Genomic DNA, 17,464 nt, shown 5'->3' with positions numbered 1-17,464 from the left:
TGCTCCTCCTCTGGCGCGGCCGGGCCGCGTCAACCGAAAGAGTATAGCACTCCCCGTCAAGAACCGTTGGGGGCTGGTGCAGCTTGGGCAACCAGGGCTAGAAAAGCCTCCACCACCTGGGCGTCCAGGGTTTGCCCAGCCTGTCTTCTGAGCTCCTTGAGGGCTTCCTCCTGGCTCCAGGCGGGCTTGTAGGGTCGGGGTTGCAAGAGGGCATCGTAGACGTCTACCACGGCGAAGATACGGGCTTCCAGGGGAATTTCCTCCCCCTTCAGGCCGAAGGGGTAGCCCGAACCATCCACGCGCTCGTGGTGGTAGCGAACGATGTTGCGCGCAGTCTGGGAGAGAAAGCCCAGGCTCTCCAGCATGCCGAAGCCGATGTCGCAGTGGCTCCGCATGATGCGCCATTCCGCTTCGGTGAGGGGGCCGGGCTTGAGCAGGATGGCGTCCGGGATGGCCAGCTTGCCCAGGTCGTGCAGGTAGGCCCCAGTGCGTAGGCCCTCCAAATCGGGAAAGTTCAGGACCTTTCCCAGCCCCTCGGTCAGGGCGACCACCCGGTCGGTGTGGCCCTTGGTCTCCAAATCGCGCAGCTCCAGGCCCAGGCCCAAAGCCCGCAGGGCGTCCTCCCGGGTGCGGGCGATTTCCTCCAGGTGGGCGACCCGTTCCAAGGCCCGCTCGAGCCGTCGGGCTACCGCCTCTAGAAGGGCGCTGTCCTCCTCCGAAACCACGGCCTTGTGCCCGAAACTGGCCAGGGTAAGAGCGCCGTAGGGGGCCCCCCTGAGGAAGAGGGGAGCGGTGAGGAGGGTGCGCAGGCCGTGGGCCTGAAGCGAGGGCCAGGCCCCTTCCCAGCTTTGGTAGTCCTCAATGTGCTGCACCTCCTTGGTGGCCAGGGCCAGCCCCATGAACCCCTTGCCCAGCACCACCGGGAGCCTGCTGAAGTGCCGTAAGCGGGCGTCCCCCGGGCGCTCGTAGCCCAGGAGGAGTTCCATGAAGCCCTTGCCCTCCTGGGGTTGCTCGAGGACCAGGCGGTAGAACCCCCCAGCGGAAAGCCCGGTGAGCTCGATAAGGGTCTCCAGGGCCCGCTGGGCCATCTGGGTGGGGTCGTCCAGGGTTTCCAGGTCGGCCGACATCTGGACCAGCCGGCGGTACCGCTCGGTCTCCCGGTGGGCCTGCTCGAGGGCCTGCAGGCGGGAATAGGTGACCCCGGTTACCTCGGCCAGGGCCTCCACCACGTACCGGTCCTGGGGTTCCAGCCGACCGCCTACCCCTGCGGTGTCCACCGAGAGCACCCCCATCAGCCGACCTTCGGGGTCCCTCAGCGGGACACCTAGGTAGGCTGCGGGGGTGCGAACCCCGGATAGGTACACCGCCTCTGGATGCTGGGAGGCGTCGCTCAGGTAGAGGGGCTGTTGGGCCTCGAGCACCCGCCAGGCCAGGCCCCGCCCCCGCTCAAAGCGCGCTCCCTGGGCTTTTTCAGTGGCAAAGCCGGCTGCTGCAGCAATCTCCAGCACCTCTTCCCCGGCCCGGTAAAGGCAGAGCAGGCTGGTGGAGGCCTGGGTCTGCTCCAGGGCTACCTTAACCACCTTCTGTAGGAGTTCCTCGCTGGTTTGGGCTGTGCTTAGGTGCTGGCTTACCTGGGCCAGGGTCTGCAGCCGGGCCAGCTCCCGGGTCTGGGCGGCCTCGGCCTCGAGCCGGGCCAGGGCCTGCCCCGCCCCTCGGCCGAAGGCCTCCAGGACGGACACTTCCTCCGGTCCAAACGGGCTTTGGGCGTAGGCCGCCGCCACCCCGAAGTCCTGCTGGTGCCCGTCGTGCAGTGGAATGTATGCCGCGTAGGTGTCCTGGAGGTGGGTGGGGCGGATGTAGATCCGGGGGTCGTCCCGGGAGGTCATCTGCACCCGTCGCTCGCTCAGGGCGACCCAGGCGATGCCTGCACCCTTGGGAAGCTCGCTGCCCAGGGGCGCGTCCCAGCCCATGGCAAAGGCTACCCGTAGGGCTTCCCCCTCTCGCCTGAGCACGGTGGTCCGTTCTACCCCCAGAAGCTCCCCGATGAGCTGGGGTAGGGCCGCCCAGAGCTCCTCGGCCCTGCGAAAGGCGGACAGCCTGCTCAGGGCGTGAGCCAGGCGTTCCTCCCGCTCGAGCCGGGCCTGGGTGTTCTGCCGCTCCTTCAGGGCCAAAAGCGCCACCCCCAGGTTTTTCCCCAGCTCCTGGGCGTAGGCTAGGGCCTTTGGGGGGAAGGGAGTTTTCTGAAAGCGGTCCAGGCACAGCCAGGCCTCTACCCGCCCGAGTAGGGGCACGGGGACGTTCAGAGACCAGGCGATGGGCTGCAGGCTGGCCTGGTCCTTGGGGGAAAGGCCGCTTAGCTCGGGACTTGGCCGGGTGATGCGGGCCTGGGCTTGCAGGGCTTCTTCCAGGCTCCCGCCGTACCAGCGTAGCTCGGCCTCTAGGCTCAAAGGGTAGCTGGGTAGCTCCAGCGCGTGGCCCCGTATGGCCACGAACCGGTAGTCGCGCCCCTCGCGCAGCAGAGCAGAGCCGGCCTGAGCCCCGGGAATGAGCCGCAGGGCGCCATCCAAGGCTGTTGACAGCATGTGTTCGGGGCTGGGGCTCCCTACCAGCTCCCGCAGCAGCGCAAGCATCCCCCGATAGAATGCGGCCATCCCTGAATAAGCCTAGAACGCTCAAACCCCTTCTTTAGGTTACCCATCACAGCGGAGTACGTAACGCATTACGTACCGTACCACAGAGCGGCCTCCCTTTAGGTAAGGAGGGGCTTAATCCTGGCGGAACCGGTAGCGCCACTCCGCCTCAAAGCTGCGCCTCCAGGGGAATTCAAGCCCGGTGGGCTCGAGCCGCCCCAGGGCGAAGCGGGGCATGGCTTCCGCTCTAAGCCGTTCCAGCGCCTGCTGGGCTGCCTCCTCGCCTAGGGGTTCGGTGAAGTGGCGCCGTACCCAGGGCCGGCCCACCTCGCCCCACAGGTACTCCAGATAGGCTTGGGCCAGTGCCCGGACCCGCCGCACCTCGCAGAAGGCTGCTGGGTTTCCGGCGCGCTGGCAGGTGGGTGCGGCGAACAAGCCCCCCTGGGCCAGGGCTGCGCCCAGGTTGTTGCTGGGGGTACCCCAGGCGGCGTAGGCGGCCAGCTCGGGGTAGATTTCCAGGGCCAAAAGGTAACGAATTAGGGAGGCATCCCCCCGGTTAACCCGGGCAATGTCGGCCACCGCCACCGGGGCCTGGCGCAGACCCTGCATGACCGTAAGGACGCCCTGACGGGGGTCGCCGCCGGTGTAGACCACCAGCACCAGGTCGGGCCGGTCCCGCACCTCCACCGCCCGCACCGAACTCAGGAGCCGTTGCACTGAGTCCTGGAGGGGGATGCCATCGTAGCGGACCACCTCCTGCGCTGCTTGGGGCCGGTCGTAGAGCACCCGCACCCGCAGGCCCGGGGCCAGAGCCCGCAGCAGCAGGACCTGGCCGGCTTCGTCGGCCCCAGGGCGGGTGGGAATGGGGAGCCGGCCTGCCTCGTCCACCGCGGGGGAACCGGGTAGGGCGTCGTCCCAGGGGGCCTCCACGTAGGTAAACTGGCCCTCCAGCGTCCCCAGCAGCGCCAGGTTGCGCCCGCGGTCTGTCGCGTCGGGATGGCGTGGGATTACCCCAAAGGCCAGCACCGGCCCCCAGGTTTGCTGCCAGTAACGGAGCACCCCCAGCCGGCGCTGGGCCTCTTCCAGGTTCAAGGTGGCGGTGCGGCTTTGCACCAGCCCGCCGTAGACCAGCGCATCCAGGCTGACCACCAGGGCGTGCCCCGGCTGGCCTACCAACCAGCCCCACAGCTCCCCCAGCCGGGCACCCTCGCGGCCTCGGTAGAGCGCCCTTGGGGGGCAGCGCACCAGCTCCCAGCGGCAGGGCGACCAGTTGGGGGGGCGGTCGTCCAGGGGAACGTACACGACCTGGGGATAGGCCCAGGCCACCGAGACCAGAAGGGTCCAAAGTATTCCCCAGCCCCGCATCGGGGGTTAATGGTACGTCGGGCGGATGAGGGGTGTTTACGGATAGCTCCCAATGCGCTCCAGCAGCAGCTCAAAAAAGCCCTCAGGGTCGATCCGTAGTCCCACCTGGCAGTTGGGGGTCTTCCCGGTTACCCCCCAGTAATCGCAGACCGTCCGACCAAAAGAGAGCCCCTCGTTGGTCTCCACCGCCACGTGCAGCCGCTTGGTCTGGAAGAGCCCGGGACGCACCAAGTAGGCTACGGTGCAGGCGTCGTGGATAGGGGCTCCATCCCAGCCGTAGCGCTTTTGATGGTGCTCGCGGAAGAAGGCCAGCAGATCGGCGGCAAAAGCGCCTGCTCGGTTGCCTAGCCCCTGGAAGCGGGCCACCCAGTGGGGGTGGGCTATGGCCTGGTGGGTCAGGTTGAGCCCCATCATGGTCAGTGGAACCCCCGACTCAAAGACAATGCGGGCTGCATGGGGGTCAGCCAGAATGTTGAACTCGGCGCTCGGCGTCCAGTTGCCCAGGTCGACTGAGCCGCCCATCAGCACGATCTGGCGAATCTTGGGCGCAATCTGGGGTTTGAGCCGAAGGGCCAGGGCCAGGTTGGTCAGGGGACCCACCGGCACCAGGGTGACCTCGCCGGGGTGCTGCTCTACCTGTTCAACGATGAACAGCGCGGCGTGCAGGGCCTCGGGTCGCTGGCTGGGGGTGGGCAGGAGAGGGCCCGCCAATCCCGATGTGCCGTGGACCTCTTCTGCGCTGATGCGATCGCGCACCAAGGGCCGCTCGGCCCCGGGGTATACGGGCACCCGCTTTCCCAGCACCTCGAGCACCACCAGGGCATTGTGGGTGGTGCGTTCCAGCGGCACGTTGCCGTAGACGGTGGTAATCCCCAGCACCTCCAGCTCCGGGCTGGCCAGGGCCAGCATCAGGGCGATGGCGTCGTCGTGCCCAGGGTCGCAGTCGAGGATGATTTTCTGCGGCACGGGCAACAGACTATCAGATTTCCGGAGGCCTCCGCCGCGATAAACTGGGGTATGCTCGAGGTCAGGGAAGCGGTCCGGATTGCGATGGACTACATCCAAAGCCTCTATGGGGACAAGCAGCTTCCAGAGCTGCGGCTCGAAGAGGTTGAACTCAGCGCCGATGGGCAGTTTTGGGAGGTGACGCTGTCCTTCGTGGTGCGAGAGCCCACCGCATACCTGAGTCTGGGCGATGCGGCCCGCACCCGTGAGTACAAGGTTTTTCGCATCAACGCTGAGAGCGGTCAGGTGCAGAGCATGAAAATTCGCCGCTTCTAGCCCAAGGAGAAGGGGTTGAAACGGGTGTTGCGGTCGTAGTAGTCCTCGTTTTCGGACCGCTTGAGGAAGCCCACCACCGCATAGGTGATGGGGGTGAAGAGGACCTCCAGGCCCACTTTGAAGATGTAGTTGGAGACGAACACCGTCCAAAGAAGCGCATTGTCCCAGACCCCGTAGAAGGCCACCAGTAGAAATATGGCGGTGTCCAGCCCCTGTCCGACCAGGGTTGAGCTGATGGTGCGCAAGGCCAGCCAGCGACCCTGGGTGGCCACCTTGAGCCGGGCCAGGACGTAGCTGTTGGCGAACTCGCCCACCCAGTAGGCCAGCAGGCTGGCTAGGGCAATGCGGGGCACCAGGCCCAAAAGGGCGTTGAAGGAGGCTGCCGAGCTTTGGCTGAACTCGTCGGGGGGAGCCGGCAGGGCGCTGACCAGGCCCAGGGTCAGGGTGGAGAGGAGGAGCAGGAAAAAGCCAGTCCAGATGACCCGGCGGCTCCTTCCATACCCGTAGACCTCGGTGAGTAGGTCGCCGAAGATGTAGGCCAGCGGGAAGAGCAGGGTGCCCCCGTCAAAGGTGAAGGGGCCTACCTGCACCACCTTGGTTGAGGCGATGTTGGAGACGATGAGGACCACCACGAACGCAGCGGTAATGAGGTCAAGGTAGCGGTAGCTTTTCATTTTAGGTTCAGGCTTGGGAGGTGATGAAGGGAAGGTTCCGGTCCCGCTGGGCCCGGTCCAGGCCGTACCCGTAGACGAAGGCGTCCTCAATCTCAAAGCCCAGGTAGTGGATGGGCACCTCAATCTGGCGGCGGCTGGGTTTGGAGAGCAACGCGGCTACCCTCAAGGAGGCGGGCTGTCGGGCTTCCAGCAGCCGCAGCAGGTAGTTGAGGGTAATGCCGGTGTCTACGATGTCCTCCACGATGATGACCTGACGGCCTGCGATGGGCAGCCGCAGGTCTTTGATGAGCTCCACCTCGCCGCTGGTTCTCTCAGCGTTGCCGTAGGAGGAGACCGCCAGGAAGTCTAGGGTAAGGGGCAGGTCTATGGCCCGCACCAGGTCGGCCATGAAGATAAAGGCTCCGTTGAGCACGCAGACCAGGTGGGGCTCCTGGCCCTCATAGTCCCGCTTTATCTCCTGGCCCAGCGCCTGGATGCGCGCGGCGATCTGCTCTTGGCTGATTTGCACCTTTCCCGCTCCGCTTCGGAACACGCTCACGCACTGATTCTACGCTAAGCTCCGCGCGCATATGAGCGCTTTGGCGCAGGAGCTGGATTTCGGCCGGGCTCAGGTAGCGCCACTTGCCGGCCTCGAGCCGGCCCAGCCCGATGGGCCCCACTGCCAGCCGCACCAGCCGCTCCACCGGGTAGCCCACCTGACGCAACATCCGCCGCACCTCGCGCTTGCGGCCCTCGGCGAGCACCAACTTGACCCCGCCCCGGGCCGGGATGGCCCGAATGGCCTTGGCCGGGCCGTCCTCCAGCAGCACCCCCTGCTCGAGCCTGCGGCAGGCCTCCGGGCTGAGCCGCCCGTTTTTGCACCAGGCCCGGTAGAGCTTGGGCACCCCGTTGCGGGGGTGGGTGAGAAGCTGGGTGAGCTCCCCATCGTTGGTGAGAAGCAGCAGCCCCTCGGTCTCCTTGTCCAGCCGTCCTACGGCATGCAGTCCGGGGTGCGGGGGCACCAGGTCGTAGACCCGCTTTTCAGCGTGGGGGTCCTCGTGGGTGGTGGTGTAGCCCCTGGGCTTATGCAGGGCGATGACCACGGTTCTTTGGGGAGGGGTTACCCGCTCCCCGTCCAGCCGCACCACGTCGCCGGGTTGCACTACCCGGCCTAGCTCGGCCACCTCGTCGTTGACCGTGATCCGCCCGGCCCGGATAAGCGCCTCGGCCTTACGGCGGCTGGCAACCCCCGCACGGGCCAGGAACTGCTGCAGGCGCATAGGACCCATGCTAAACCGGTGGGGCTGCCCTAGGAAAGGGCTTGGGCTTCCAGCCAGGCCTTTTCCTCCTCGGAAAGCTCGGCCCTTTGCAGAAGGTCAGGGCGCCGCTTGAGGGTGCGCCAGAGCGCCTGCCTTCTCCGCCACTCGGCGATTTTTCCGTGGTGCCCAGAGACCAGGACCTCGGGTACCCTGAGCCCGCGGAACTCCGGCGGCCGGGTATAGTGGGGGTAGTCCAGGAGGCCGCTGGAGAAGGAGTCCTGCCGATGGCTTTCCTCCTCCTTGATGACCCCAGGAACGAGCCGGGCGGTGGCCTCCAAGATGACCAGCGCTCCCAGCTCGCCACCCATCAGCACGTAGTCGCCGATGGAGACCTCCTGGGTCACGAACTGCTCCACCCGTGCGTCGATACCCTCGTAGCGGCCGCAGACCAGCACCAGGTGCTCCTTTTGGGCTAGCTCCTCGGCCAGGCGCTGCTGAAAGGGGACTCCAGCAGGGGTGAGGAGGATGACCTCGTCGGCAGGTCCTGCGTCCTCAATAGCCCGCACCACCACGTCTACCCGCATCACCATTCCTGCCCCACCGCCGTAGGGGGTGTCGTCCACGGTTTTGTGCTTGTTTTGGGCGTAGTCTCGGATGTCCCGGATGTCTACCCCAATGAGGCCTTTCTGGATGGCCTTCTTCAGGATGGACTCCTGCGTCCAGGGCCTTATGAGTTCTGGGAAAAGGGTCAGGATGGTGTACTTCATTCAAGAAGACCCGGGATGGCCTCTATATGGATGCCCTCGGGTTCAAGGCGGACGTAAGGAGCCTGCAGGGGGACCAGGTAGGTTTTGTGCTGTGCCCTCAGCGAGCGGCCCCTGGCCCGTATCACCAGCAGGTCCTGGGGGCCTTCTTGGATGTCCACTACCTCGCCGAAGGGCTGCCCGTCCACGTAGACCGGCTGGCCCACCAGCTCGAAGTAGTAGTAGGTGCCCTCTTCCAGCTTGGGCAGTTCGCTGACATCGGCGTAGACCCGGAGGCCCACCAGAGCCTGGGCGGCCTCGAGGCTCCCCACACCGGCCAGGTAGAGGACGATTTCCCGGTTGAGCGTTCGGGCCTCCCGGATAGCCCGGTAGCCCAACCCTTCCAGGTAAACCCTCCGCAGCTCGAGGACCACCGGCTCGCCTCGGAACTTAAGGGCTCCCTCCAGGCCGTAGGTCTTACCCAGCCGGCCGATTTCCACCCGCCTAGGGGTTTCCATACCTCCTTCTGCAGGGCCTCCTAGCGCACCTCTACGTTCACCCGTCCCTTGGCAAAGGAGCGCACCACAACGCGGATGGCCTCGATAACCCGACCCTGCCGCCCGATGACGCGCCCTTTGTCCTGAGGGTGGGTCTCGATGTAGTAGACCCAGCCCTCCTTTCCCCGCCGCTCGTCCACCCGTACCGAGCCGGGGTGGTCTACCACGGCCTTGACCAGGTACTCCACCAGGTCTTTCATAGGAAAAATGCTAAAGCCAGAGGGGAAAAGCCGAAAGCCCTGCTGCCCTCGGCCCCTGGCCCTGGCTACTGGTTGCTGGCTAGCTTGATGAGCCGCTTGACCGTGTCGGTGGGTTGAGCGCCTACCGAGAGCCAGTAGTTGACCCGCTCCAGGTCAATCTTGAGCCAGTCCTTGGTGGTTTTGCGGGGGTCATAGTAGCCCAAACGCTCGATGTAGCCGCCATCGCGCTTGGTGCGGCTGTCCATCACCACGATGCGGTAGTGCGGGTTGCCCCTAGAGCCAAAACGAGCCAGACGAATCTTGGTCATGGTTCTTCCTCCTTATCTCCTAAAAAGCCCTCGGCCTCGCTGTTTGGCCAGGGTTTTGAGAAGCTGTTTGGTGTCCTCGAAGGTTTTGATGAGGCGGTTGACCTCCTGGACACTGGTGCCCGAACCGGCGGCGATGCGCCGACGCCTCGAGGCGTTCAAAATCCGGGGATCACGCCTCTCCTTGGGGGTCATGGAGAGCACGATAGCCTCCATCCGACGCAGCTGCTTTTCGTCCACCGTGAAGCCTGGGGGCAGCATCCGCGAGAGGCCTGGGATCATTCCCAGAATTTCGCTGAAGCTCCCCATTCTGCGCATCTGGCGCATTTGGACGATGAGGTCTTCAAGGGTGATGTCCTTAGGGTCTTTCTGGGGTGCTTCAAGCTCGGCCTGCTTGACCCGCTCCAAAAGGGTTTGGATGTCCCCTAGGCCCAGGATGCGCTGGGCTAGCCGGTCGGGGTGGAAGGGCTCCAGACCCTCGAGCTTCTCCGAGACCCCTGCGAAGTAGATGGGCTTTTGGGTCACATAGCGGGCCGAGAGCGCCGCCCCTCCTCGCGCGTCCCCGTCTAGCTTGGTGAGCACCAGGCCCGTAACCCCGATCCGATCCTCGAAGGCCCGGGCAACGCTGAGGGCCTCCTGACCGGTCATGGCGTCCACCACCAGGAGGGTCTCTGAGGGCCCCAGCACCGCCTTGAGCCGGAACAGCTCGTCCATCAGGGCCTCGTCTATCTGCAGCCGCCCGGCGGTATCCACGATGACCAGGTCGCGGTAGTCAAAGGTAAGGTGCTGTTGGAGCCGGGCCCGGGTGGTCTCGGGAGGCTCACCATCGGCCACCTCCAGCACCGGTACGCCGATCTTCTCGCCCAGGATGCGCAGTTGCTCGCGGGCTGCGGGGCGTTGGGTATCCGCCGCCACCAGGAGAGGGCGCCGCCCCTTGGATTTGTAAAACAGGGCCAGCTTGCCGCTGGTGGTGGTTTTCCCTGAGCCCTGCAGGCCCACCATGAACCACAGGTTGCCCTCGCTTTTGAGCACCGGTTGCCTGGCCTTGCCCCCCAGCATCTCCACCAGCTCTTCGTAGACCACGGTCAGGATTTGCTCAGCAGGGGTTAGGCTTTCCAGTACCGCCTTCCCCAGGGCCTTTTCCTGCACCCGCTGTACGAAGCCCTTGGCCACCTCAAAGTTCACGTCGGCCTCCAGCAGGGCCACGCGAATTTCGCGCAGGGTGGACCTGAGGTCCTCCTCGCTGATCCGGCCGCGGCCGCGCAGCCGGTCTACCGCCGCGCGGAGGCGCTGGGAAAGGGTTTCAAACATCGTTCATCCGCTCCAGGTGCCCAAGAAACCACTAAAGGTACTTTTGCGATTTTTGGCCCGCTTTCTCAGGGCCGTCCGCCAGGGTAGCAGCAAAGGCTTGCGCATGTCAATATCAAAAGATCGCAATCTATCTGTGATAGGCTGAGGGGCCCTGGGTTTGGGGCTAGCGTAGAATAGGGGGATGAGTACCTTTGTGCTGGCCTGGATTTTGCTGATCTTGTTTTCCCTGCTCAACAACTTCGTGCTATACAGGCTTCTGCGGGAGCGGGGCCGGACAGAGCTGATGTGGGTTGGGGTGGTTGCGACCGTGGTGCCGGTGGGGCTTTTCGCCCTGTGGCCAGGGGCCCTTACGCTGATGTCGTTTCCCCTCCTCCAGAGCCTGGGGATGCTCTTGGTTTTGCGCTTCTCCCAGCGCTAGCCCCTGCGGGAGAGGCCCGCTTACCCTGGTTGGGGCCCGGCTGACCACCCTTGGCCGGGAGCCGCTGCGGCTTCAGGGCATTTGCCCTGGGTCTGGGGGCTAAGCTTTGAACCATGGACACCCGGCTTTCCGGCCTCAGCCATGCGGAGGCAGAGCGCCTTCTGCGTGAGTATGGTCCCAACCGGCTGCCCGAGAAGCCCCCGGAGGGCCTGCTTGGCCGGCTGGTGCGGCAGTTCAGAAGCCCGCTTATCTACATTCTACTCTTCGCCCTGCTGGTGGACCTGGTCATCTGGGGGCTCGAGGGTCGCCGGGATGTGCCGATTGAGTCGGTGGCCATTGGCCTCATTCTCCTGCTCAATGCGGGGCTTGGGGTTTGGCAGGAGGGTAGGTCTGAGTCAGCGCTCCGCAGGCTCAAGCAGCTTGCCGCCCCCATGGTCTGGGTAAGGCGGGATGGACGTTGGCAGCAGATATACGCTGATTTTCTGGTGCCAGGGGATGTGGTGCGGCTCGAGGCGGGCGAGCGGGTGCCTGCGGACGCGGTGGTTTTGGAGGGAAACCCGGCGGTGGACGAGGCGGTGCTCACCGGGGAAAGCCTTCCGGTGGAGAAGTGGCCTGGGGACGAGCTTTACGCCGGAAGCCTGCTGGTGCGGGGTAAGGCCTACGCTCGGGTAGAGCGCACGGGGAAGGAGAGTGCCTTGGGCCGCTTGGCAGTGATGCTGGGCGAGGTAGAAGCCGAGCCCACCCCTTTGGAGCGGCGCTTGCGCCGCTTCGGCCACCAGGTTGCTCGGGTGGTGCTGGGGGTGGCCTTCCTGGTTGCTCTGGGTGGGGTGGTCCTCGAGGGCTGGCACCGGCTGGACGAGGTCCTGCTCTTTGCGGTTGCCTTAGCGGTGGCTGCTGTGCCAGAGGGGCTTCCAGCCGTAATCACCATGACCCTCTCCTTGGGGGTGGAGCGAATGGCCTCCCGCAAGGCGGTGGTGCGCAGGCTTTCGGCGGTGGAGGCCCTGGGTTCGGTCACGGTCATCGCCACGGACAAGACGGGTACCCTGACCGAGAACCGGATGGAGGTGCGGGCCATAGACGCCCCTGATCTGGCCATTGCCTGCCGCGTCTGCGCTCTGGCCAACGACGCCGAGCACCAGGCCGGCGACCCGCTGGAGCTGGCGCTTTTAGGGTACGCGCGCGCTCAGGGGGTTGACCCCGATGCGCTCCGGGCTAGCCTGCCCCGCCTTTCGGAGCGGCCCTTTGACAGCCGGTATCGGTTTATGCGGGTGAGTGTTCTGGAGGGCGGACGCCCGGTGAGCTACCTCAAAGGGGCTCCGGAGGAGGTGCTGGCGCGTTGCCGGCTCGGCCCAGCGGAGCTTCGCTCCTGGCAGGAGAAGGCCTTGGCCTACGCCGCCGAGGGGTACCGGGTGCTGGGGCTGGCCTGGGGGGAGGGGGAGAGGGAGGAGGGGCTGAACTTTGCGGGGTTGGTCCTGTTTTGGGACCCGCCCCGGCCAGAGGTTCCCGCGGCTATCCGGGCAGCCCAGGCAGCGGGCATCCGGGTGCTCATGGTCACCGGCGACCACCCGGCCACCGCCTTGGCCGTTGCGCGCCAGGTGGGGATTCCAGGCGACCGGGTGCTTACCGGGGAAGACCTTGAGGCGCTCACTCCCAAGGCTCTGGAGCAGGCCTTGGAGGAGGTCAGCGTATTTGCTCGGGTGCGCCCGGAGCACAAGCTGCGCCTGGTGGAGCTGCTCAAAGCGCGGGGGGAGATCGTGGCGATGACCGGCGATGGGGTCAACGACGCCCCGGCCCTAAAGCGGGCCGATGTGGGGGTAGCGATGGGGCAGCGGGGCTCCGAGGTGAGCCGGGAGGTGGCCGACCTGGTCTTGCTGGACGACAACTTTGCCACCATCGTGGCGGCCATTGAAGAGGGGCGCAACATCTACGAGAATATCCAGAAGTTCATTCGCTTTCTCTTCTCCACCAACGTCGCTTTGGTGCTCCTGGTGGTGTTGGGTTTGGTGGTGGCCCTGCTTTTGGAGCTGCGTGAGCCCGGGGGAGCCTTTTTCCTACCCCTCACGGCGGCGCAGCTTTTGTGGATCAACATCCTCGCCGATGGTCCGCCAGCCTTGGCTTTAGGGGTGGACCGCAATCCGGGGGTGATGCACCAGAAGCCCCGCGACCCGAGGGAGCCTTTGCTGGACGCCCCTTCGCTTGGGTTCATCTTGCTTACGGGGCTGTTCAAGGCCCTGCTGGGTGTGGTGTTGTTGGTTTTGCTCCCCCTTCGGGGGGCCAGCCTCGAGGTGACACGGAGCGCGCTTTTCCTTTACGAGTCGCTGGCCCAGCTCGTCTTCGCCTACCCTGCCCGCAGCCTTCGCCTTCTGCCCGCCCCCAACCCCTGGCTCAACCTGAGCGTTGGGGCTGGGGTAACCCTGGTGGGCTTGGTTTTTGCCCTTCCTCAGGGCCGGTTGTTGCTGGGGCTAGCGCCTTTGGGACCAGAGGAGCTGGGCTGGGTGTTCCTGAGCATCCTTCTGACCTGGGGAGTGGCTGCCTGGACCGCCCGCAGGTACCGCGGGCCTAGCGTCGTTCTACCGCTAGGGCCTTGCGCTGGGCCTCCTCCAGGGCCTGGCGGGGGCTAGCGTTGCTCTTCAGGACCCGCTCCAGGGCCTCCTCCAAAAACCCGTACCAGAGGGTTACTTCGGGGTCTTGGGCCCAGGTCTGGGCCTGCTCGAGCCCGCTCAAGACCACCCGGCGGCGGGGGTCTTCGCGGTAGAAGGCCTCGAGCAGGGGCTGAGCTGATCGGCGCAGGGGTAGGCAGTAGGTGGCCTTGACCCACTCCGCCAGGACGCTGGGCTCCATCCAGTAGCGCCAAAGGGCCACTGCGCCCTTGGTCTGGGCCTCGCTGGCCCCGCGCAGCACCATTAGGTTACCGCCGGCCAGGGGAAGCCGGCCGTCTGGCGTGCGGGGTATGGGGGCCACGCCCAGGCGAAAGGGGATGGGGGTGCGTTTTTCCAGGACAGGCCAGAGGGTGATGGGGGCGATGCCCATGAAGACTTTGGTGCGCACAAAGTCCACCATGGCAAAAGGGGCTTCAGCGATGTTGCGGCTTACCGCGCTACCCCCTCGCACCAGGCTCTGCAGGTACTCCAGGCTTTCCACCACCTTGGGGTCGGTGAAGTTGGGCCGTCCCTCGCGCACCAGCTGCCCGCCCCGGCCCATCACCACCGCGTTGAAGCTGTAGACGTCGCTCACCACAACAAGCCCTTTGGCCGAGCGGGTGGTGAGCTGTTGGGCTGCGTTGGCCAAGGCCTCCCAACTCTGGGGAGGGGCAAGGCGGCGGGAGGCAAACTGGTCGGCGTTGTAGAAGAGCACCGGCAGGTGCAGCTCCACGGGCAGGGCGTAGGTACGCCCGCGGAAGCGGCCGGTCTCCAGCAGCCCGGGGTAGAAGTCGCCTGGTAAGGCCCCCAGGTGCTCGTCCAGGGGGAGGGCCAGGTTTTCCTGGACGGCCCGCCCCACGAAGGAGACCTCGCCGTAGTAGAGCTGCGGAGCGTTGCCTGCCCTTAGGGCCGAGGTCAGCTTGAGCGCCCCTTCCCGCAGATCGCCCACGTACTGCGTTGCGACCCAGTAGTCGCGTTGCCGGCTGTTGAACTCGGCTACGATCCTCTCCAAGGCTTCCCGTCCCGGGGGGTCCAGGGTGTGCCAGAAGGTGATCTCCACCGGCCGTTGGGCGAGGGCCGGGCCCAACCACAGGCCTGCCCAGAACAGGCACAGCCACGTCCTCTTCACGAGCAGAGTCTAGGCTTTTTTTCTGAGGTTAGGCTGAACAGGGCTGAAGCGGCATGGGGCTGCCCCTGTTCTTCAGGCACCGCTCTGTGCTGTTCTTTGGAATGCGTTTGGGGTCGCTGGCCAAGACGCGTCTGCGCCACTTTCCGTCTCCGCCAGGGCCCCTTTATAGGGGCTCGAGTCGGGCCTGCCGTGGTGCCGGCATCTCACCCACCCTTTTCGCCCGGTGGTCTGTGGGTTAGGCTTGGGGGGATGGAGGGTTTGGGGGAGCTGATCCGCTCAGGCCACTACGATGAGGCCCGTAGGCGCTTGTTGTTGGGGGAGGAGGGGGATGCAGACGGGCTTGCAGCCCTCTTAGAGCTGCGCGACTGGCTTCGGCTCAAGGAGTATAGGGAGGCCCGGAGGGTTTTGCGCCAGGAGGCTGACCTCCTCGGAGCCTACCTTGACCCAGCCCGGGTGGAGGAGGCCCTCGAGGCGTTTGAGGCCGAGCAAGAGGCGCGCATCCGCCCCTACACGGAAGACCCCCACCTGGGCGCCGAGGCCTGGACCACCCTGGGGCTCATTTGGGTTCGGACCGGGCGGCGGGAGGAGGCCCATCGGGCTTTTGAGGAGGCCCTCCAGCGGGACCCCGGCCACTTTCGGGCCAAGACCAACCTGGCCAACCTGGCTCTTGAGGCCGGCGAGACAGATAGGGCCATCGCCCTCTACCAGGAGGTGCTCAAGCAGCATCCCGACTACCCGCTGGCCCACCACAACCTAGGGGCGGCTTACCGGAAGAAGGGGCAGTTCGACAAGGCGGTCTACCACCTCAAGCGTGGGCAGCGCCTGCAGATGCAGCCTCCAACCCGCCCGCCCCGTCCGCCGGTTCCCGGATCGGTGGGCCTGCCTGAAAGGCGGCCTTGGCTGGGGGGCTGGACCCGGCGCTGGTGGCTTTGGTTGGGGGTAGGGGTGCTCCTGTACTGGTGGCTGGGGCGTTCGCCCTGATAGGCTTGGGCTCAGACACGGATGAAATCGGCTACCTGAGGGTTCTTCCGCAGCTCGTCCAGCTCTTCTGGGCTGGGCAGTTTGGGCCGGTCGCGCTGGGCGTTGACCAAGCACAAAAAGCCCAGTGGCTCGTCTTCAGCCGCGCGGAACTGATGCCAGGTAAAGGGGGGTACTGTGATTAGGTCAAAAAGCCCAATGGGGTGCACTTCCTCACCCACCAAGCAAGCCCCCCGGCCCCGGATGACCATCACGGCGTGGACGTGCTGGTGGCGCTCCAGGGTGGTGTGCCCGCCAGGTTCTACCTCAAAATAGCGCCACTCTGCGGCTAGTTGGGGATCCCGGAAGAGCACCTGCCGGGTGACCCCCCGGAAAGCGGCCGTTCCCTCGGCCTTGTAGGCCAGCACCTCCACATCCTCCCAGGTGTATCCTTGGGCTGCCCGCTTGGTCTTGGCTCGAGCCCTCATCGCCCGGTTATTCTACGCCGCAACAGGCCACTTTGCGGACAAACGCCCGGGTCCGCTCCAGGACGTCCCCTGTGCTCAGGAGGTCGCCGCCAATGAGCAGCATGCAGTCTGGACCGTAAAACCTCACGATTTCCTCAGTGCGCTCCACCCGCATGCCCCCAGCGGGAACCGGCAGGGTGGGTTGGAGGACACCCCAGGGCTGGGTGAGGTTTTGGGCGATTTGGGCGCAGGTGGCCTCGCTGTAGGCGAAGCGGCCCCCGTAGTGGGGGAAGATGCAGGCATCGGCCCCCAACAGTCGGAAAAACCGGCCCAGCAGAAGAGGAGGGGCCATGCGGGTGCCGGCAAAAGCCGGATGGGCCAACAGGGCCACGTCCAGTTCCTGCGCAAGCTCATAGAAGGCTGGGAGCCCCAGAACCATTGGGGCTACCATCACCACCTGGACGCCCTCTTCGCGGACAATCCGAAGGGACTGGGCCAATCCCTTAGGCCCCCCCAGCAGCATAGGGGCATACAGGGTATTCCTCCCGGTCTCGGCGTTGGCCCTTTGGATGGCCCGCTGGATTAGGGGCACCCGTGCAGCAAAGGGGGCATAGCGCTGCTGGCCTAGGTTGTGGTCGTCCTTGACGATGTCAATCCCACCCAGGGCAAAGGTGTGGGCCAGCGCGGCGAGCTGGTTAGGGGAGAGGCCCTGGGGTTTGAGGGCGGTGCAGGTGAGGGGGCGGCCGTAGACCCCGGTGAGGCGGCGCAGCCCGAGAATGCCCAGGCGGGGGCCCGGGAAAACCTCAATTAGCTCCGGGGGGAGTTCTGCTTCCAGAAGCTCCACATCTTCCTGTAAGGAGCAGTTGCCAAATAGCGCGTTGAGCAGCCCGGCCACCTCAAAGCCGCTGTTTTCCGCATTCATCCGAAGGACCACCCGGTAGTTCCCTCGGCTCTCCTCCCAGATGGCCTCCACGCTGGCCAGCACCTCCTCCAGGATCCAAGCCTCAGGTACCGCACTGGGAGGGGTCTCGAGGCTTTGCTCAACGGCCAGCGCCAGAGCCCGGGCCTCGATCTGCTCAGGGGTCGAGCGAATGCGGTAGGTAGCGCGTATCCAGGGCATCCTCAGGATTCTAAACAAAAACCCCGTTCCTACGGGGCGGCGTTTGAAAAGAGCTCGGAGCGCTTGCTGCACTCACGTTGTTGCAGCTGTTGTGGTTTATAGCCGGTTGTCCCTTATGGCGACATGGCCGCCCACGAAGCTGGCTGCTCGCCACAGCTCACCAATAGAGGCCTACAGGCAGGAAAAACCAGTGGACGCCAAGCCGAAAAGGCCTTCGCGGAAAATCACAGGGTAACCCTGCTTGTTGACGGTTCATTCACCGGCTGAAGCAGAGATGAGACCTTTTCCTGGGGTTTTGCTGGAGCGGGAGACGGGACTTGAACCCGCGACCCCAACCTTGGCAAGGTTGTGCTCTACCAACTGAGCTACTCCCGCGAAAGGGAAAACCTCTGCACCGCCCTACTCTCCCAGGCCCCTTCGGGCCCAGTAC

General features: G+C 65.4%; 18 protein-coding genes and 1 tRNA gene. 4 read left to right on the top strand and 15 right to left on the bottom strand.

Translation table 11 applies throughout. The annotated features are described in order from the left end of the window. Nucleotides 1-56: 56 nt before the first annotated feature. The 3 genes from NZ849_RS01825 to NZ849_RS01815 form a co-directional block, all read right to left on the bottom strand. Nucleotides 57-2,651, bottom strand: coding sequence for a GAF domain-containing protein (locus NZ849_RS01825; protein WP_295403396.1), 2,595 nt, complete (start codon nucleotides 2,649-2,651; stop codon nucleotides 57-59). A 114-nt stretch (nucleotides 2,652-2,765) separates the two neighbouring features. Continuing rightward, the gene (locus tag NZ849_RS01820; RefSeq protein ID WP_295403393.1) at nucleotides 2,766-3,995 is read right to left on the bottom strand and encodes a DUF4127 family protein; all 1,230 of its coding nucleotides are present in this window, start codon (nucleotides 3,993-3,995) and stop codon (nucleotides 2,766-2,768) included. A 36-nt stretch (nucleotides 3,996-4,031) separates the two neighbouring features. Then, nucleotides 4,032-4,961 (bottom strand): nucleoside hydrolase, encoded by a 930-nt coding sequence (locus tag NZ849_RS01815; RefSeq protein WP_295386270.1) that lies wholly within the window; start codon nucleotides 4,959-4,961, stop codon nucleotides 4,032-4,034. A gap of 51 nt (nucleotides 4,962-5,012) precedes the next feature. Here NZ849_RS01815 and NZ849_RS01810 point away from each other — a divergent pair, with 51 nt between their 5' ends. Continuing rightward, entirely contained in the window at nucleotides 5,013-5,276 is a 264-nt protein-coding gene (locus NZ849_RS01810) for a hypothetical protein (protein ID WP_119360764.1), read from the top strand. Here the strand turns inward: NZ849_RS01810 and NZ849_RS01805 are convergent. The 8 genes from NZ849_RS01805 to ffh form a co-directional block, all read right to left on the bottom strand. Then, nucleotides 5,273-5,950, bottom strand: a complete 678-nt coding sequence (locus NZ849_RS01805) for a queuosine precursor transporter (protein ID WP_295386264.1) — start codon at nucleotides 5,948-5,950, stop codon at nucleotides 5,273-5,275. The genes NZ849_RS01810 and NZ849_RS01805 overlap by 4 nt on opposite strands. Before the next feature lie 7 nt (nucleotides 5,951-5,957). Continuing rightward, nucleotides 5,958-6,482 carry a hypoxanthine phosphoribosyltransferase gene (hpt, locus tag NZ849_RS01800; protein WP_295386304.1) on the bottom strand — a complete coding sequence of 175 codons (525 nt, stop codon included), beginning with the start codon at nucleotides 6,480-6,482 and terminating at the stop codon, nucleotides 5,958-5,960. Further along, on the bottom strand, nucleotides 6,388-7,209 hold the full coding sequence (locus tag NZ849_RS01795; RefSeq protein ID WP_295403390.1) for a pseudouridine synthase: 822 nt from the start codon (nucleotides 7,207-7,209) through the stop codon (nucleotides 6,388-6,390). Before NZ849_RS01795 ends, hpt begins: the two co-directional genes overlap by 95 nt. Before the next feature lie 29 nt (nucleotides 7,210-7,238). Next, nucleotides 7,239-7,955 (bottom strand): tRNA (guanosine(37)-N1)-methyltransferase TrmD, encoded by a 717-nt coding sequence (trmD, locus tag NZ849_RS01790; protein ID WP_295386258.1) that lies wholly within the window; start codon nucleotides 7,953-7,955, stop codon nucleotides 7,239-7,241. Further along, nucleotides 7,952-8,449, bottom strand: a complete 498-nt coding sequence (gene rimM, locus NZ849_RS01785) for a ribosome maturation factor RimM (RefSeq protein ID WP_295386254.1) — start codon at nucleotides 8,447-8,449, stop codon at nucleotides 7,952-7,954. The genes trmD and rimM overlap by 4 nt, the downstream gene beginning before the upstream one ends. A gap of 20 nt (nucleotides 8,450-8,469) precedes the next feature. Continuing rightward, complete coding sequence (locus NZ849_RS01780) at nucleotides 8,470-8,688, bottom strand: KH domain-containing protein (RefSeq protein WP_295386251.1); 219 nt, start codon at nucleotides 8,686-8,688, stop codon at nucleotides 8,470-8,472. A gap of 65 nt (nucleotides 8,689-8,753) precedes the next feature. Next, entirely contained in the window at nucleotides 8,754-8,996 is a 243-nt protein-coding gene (gene rpsP / locus NZ849_RS01775; protein ID WP_295386248.1) for a 30S ribosomal protein S16, read from the bottom strand. A 12-nt stretch (nucleotides 8,997-9,008) separates the two neighbouring features. Further along, nucleotides 9,009-10,304, bottom strand: coding sequence for a signal recognition particle protein (gene ffh, locus NZ849_RS01770; RefSeq protein ID WP_295403386.1), 1,296 nt, complete (start codon nucleotides 10,302-10,304; stop codon nucleotides 9,009-9,011). Between the two features lie 181 nt (nucleotides 10,305-10,485). Between ffh and NZ849_RS01765 the strand changes: the two genes are divergently transcribed. Together NZ849_RS01765 and NZ849_RS01760 are read left to right on the top strand one after the other, a co-directional pair. Further along, the gene (locus NZ849_RS01765) at nucleotides 10,486-10,722 is read left to right on the top strand and encodes a hypothetical protein (protein ID WP_295386242.1); all 237 of its coding nucleotides are present in this window, start codon (nucleotides 10,486-10,488) and stop codon (nucleotides 10,720-10,722) included. Between the two features lie 113 nt (nucleotides 10,723-10,835). After that, a complete protein-coding gene (locus tag NZ849_RS01760; RefSeq protein WP_295403383.1) occupies nucleotides 10,836-13,343 on the top strand; it encodes a cation-transporting P-type ATPase in 2,508 nt (835 codons plus the stop codon). On the opposite strand, the gene NZ849_RS01755 is transcribed toward NZ849_RS01760, so the two are convergent. Next, entirely contained in the window at nucleotides 13,282-14,490 is a 1,209-nt protein-coding gene (locus NZ849_RS01755; protein ID WP_295386236.1) for an extracellular solute-binding protein, read from the bottom strand. The genes NZ849_RS01760 and NZ849_RS01755 overlap by 62 nt on opposite strands. Nucleotides 14,491-14,739: 249 nt before the next feature. On the opposite strand from NZ849_RS01755, the gene NZ849_RS01750 reads away from it, so the two are divergent. Continuing rightward, nucleotides 14,740-15,471, top strand: coding sequence for a tetratricopeptide repeat protein (locus NZ849_RS01750; RefSeq protein WP_295386234.1), 732 nt, complete (start codon nucleotides 14,740-14,742; stop codon nucleotides 15,469-15,471). Between the two features lie 11 nt (nucleotides 15,472-15,482). Here NZ849_RS01750 and NZ849_RS01745 read toward each other — a convergent pair whose 3' ends face one another. From NZ849_RS01745 to NZ849_RS01735, 3 genes are all read right to left on the bottom strand, one after another. Further along, the gene (locus NZ849_RS01745) at nucleotides 15,483-15,935 is read right to left on the bottom strand and encodes a cupin domain-containing protein (RefSeq protein ID WP_295386232.1); all 453 of its coding nucleotides are present in this window, start codon (nucleotides 15,933-15,935) and stop codon (nucleotides 15,483-15,485) included. A 7-nt stretch (nucleotides 15,936-15,942) separates the two neighbouring features. Next, nucleotides 15,943-17,034 carry a RuBisCO large subunit C-terminal-like domain-containing protein gene (locus NZ849_RS01740; protein ID WP_295403380.1) on the bottom strand — a complete coding sequence of 364 codons (1,092 nt, stop codon included), beginning with the start codon at nucleotides 17,032-17,034 and terminating at the stop codon, nucleotides 15,943-15,945. A 299-nt stretch (nucleotides 17,035-17,333) separates the two neighbouring features. After that, nucleotides 17,334-17,409, bottom strand: a tRNA-Gly gene (locus NZ849_RS01735). Nucleotides 17,410-17,464: the final 55 nt, after the last annotated feature.

It is taken from the genome of Meiothermus sp., assembly GCF_025060375.1.
GTDB lineage: Bacteria > Deinococcota > Deinococci > Deinococcales > Thermaceae > Meiothermus.
This window is presented reverse-complemented; position numbering and strand designations above follow the sequence as displayed.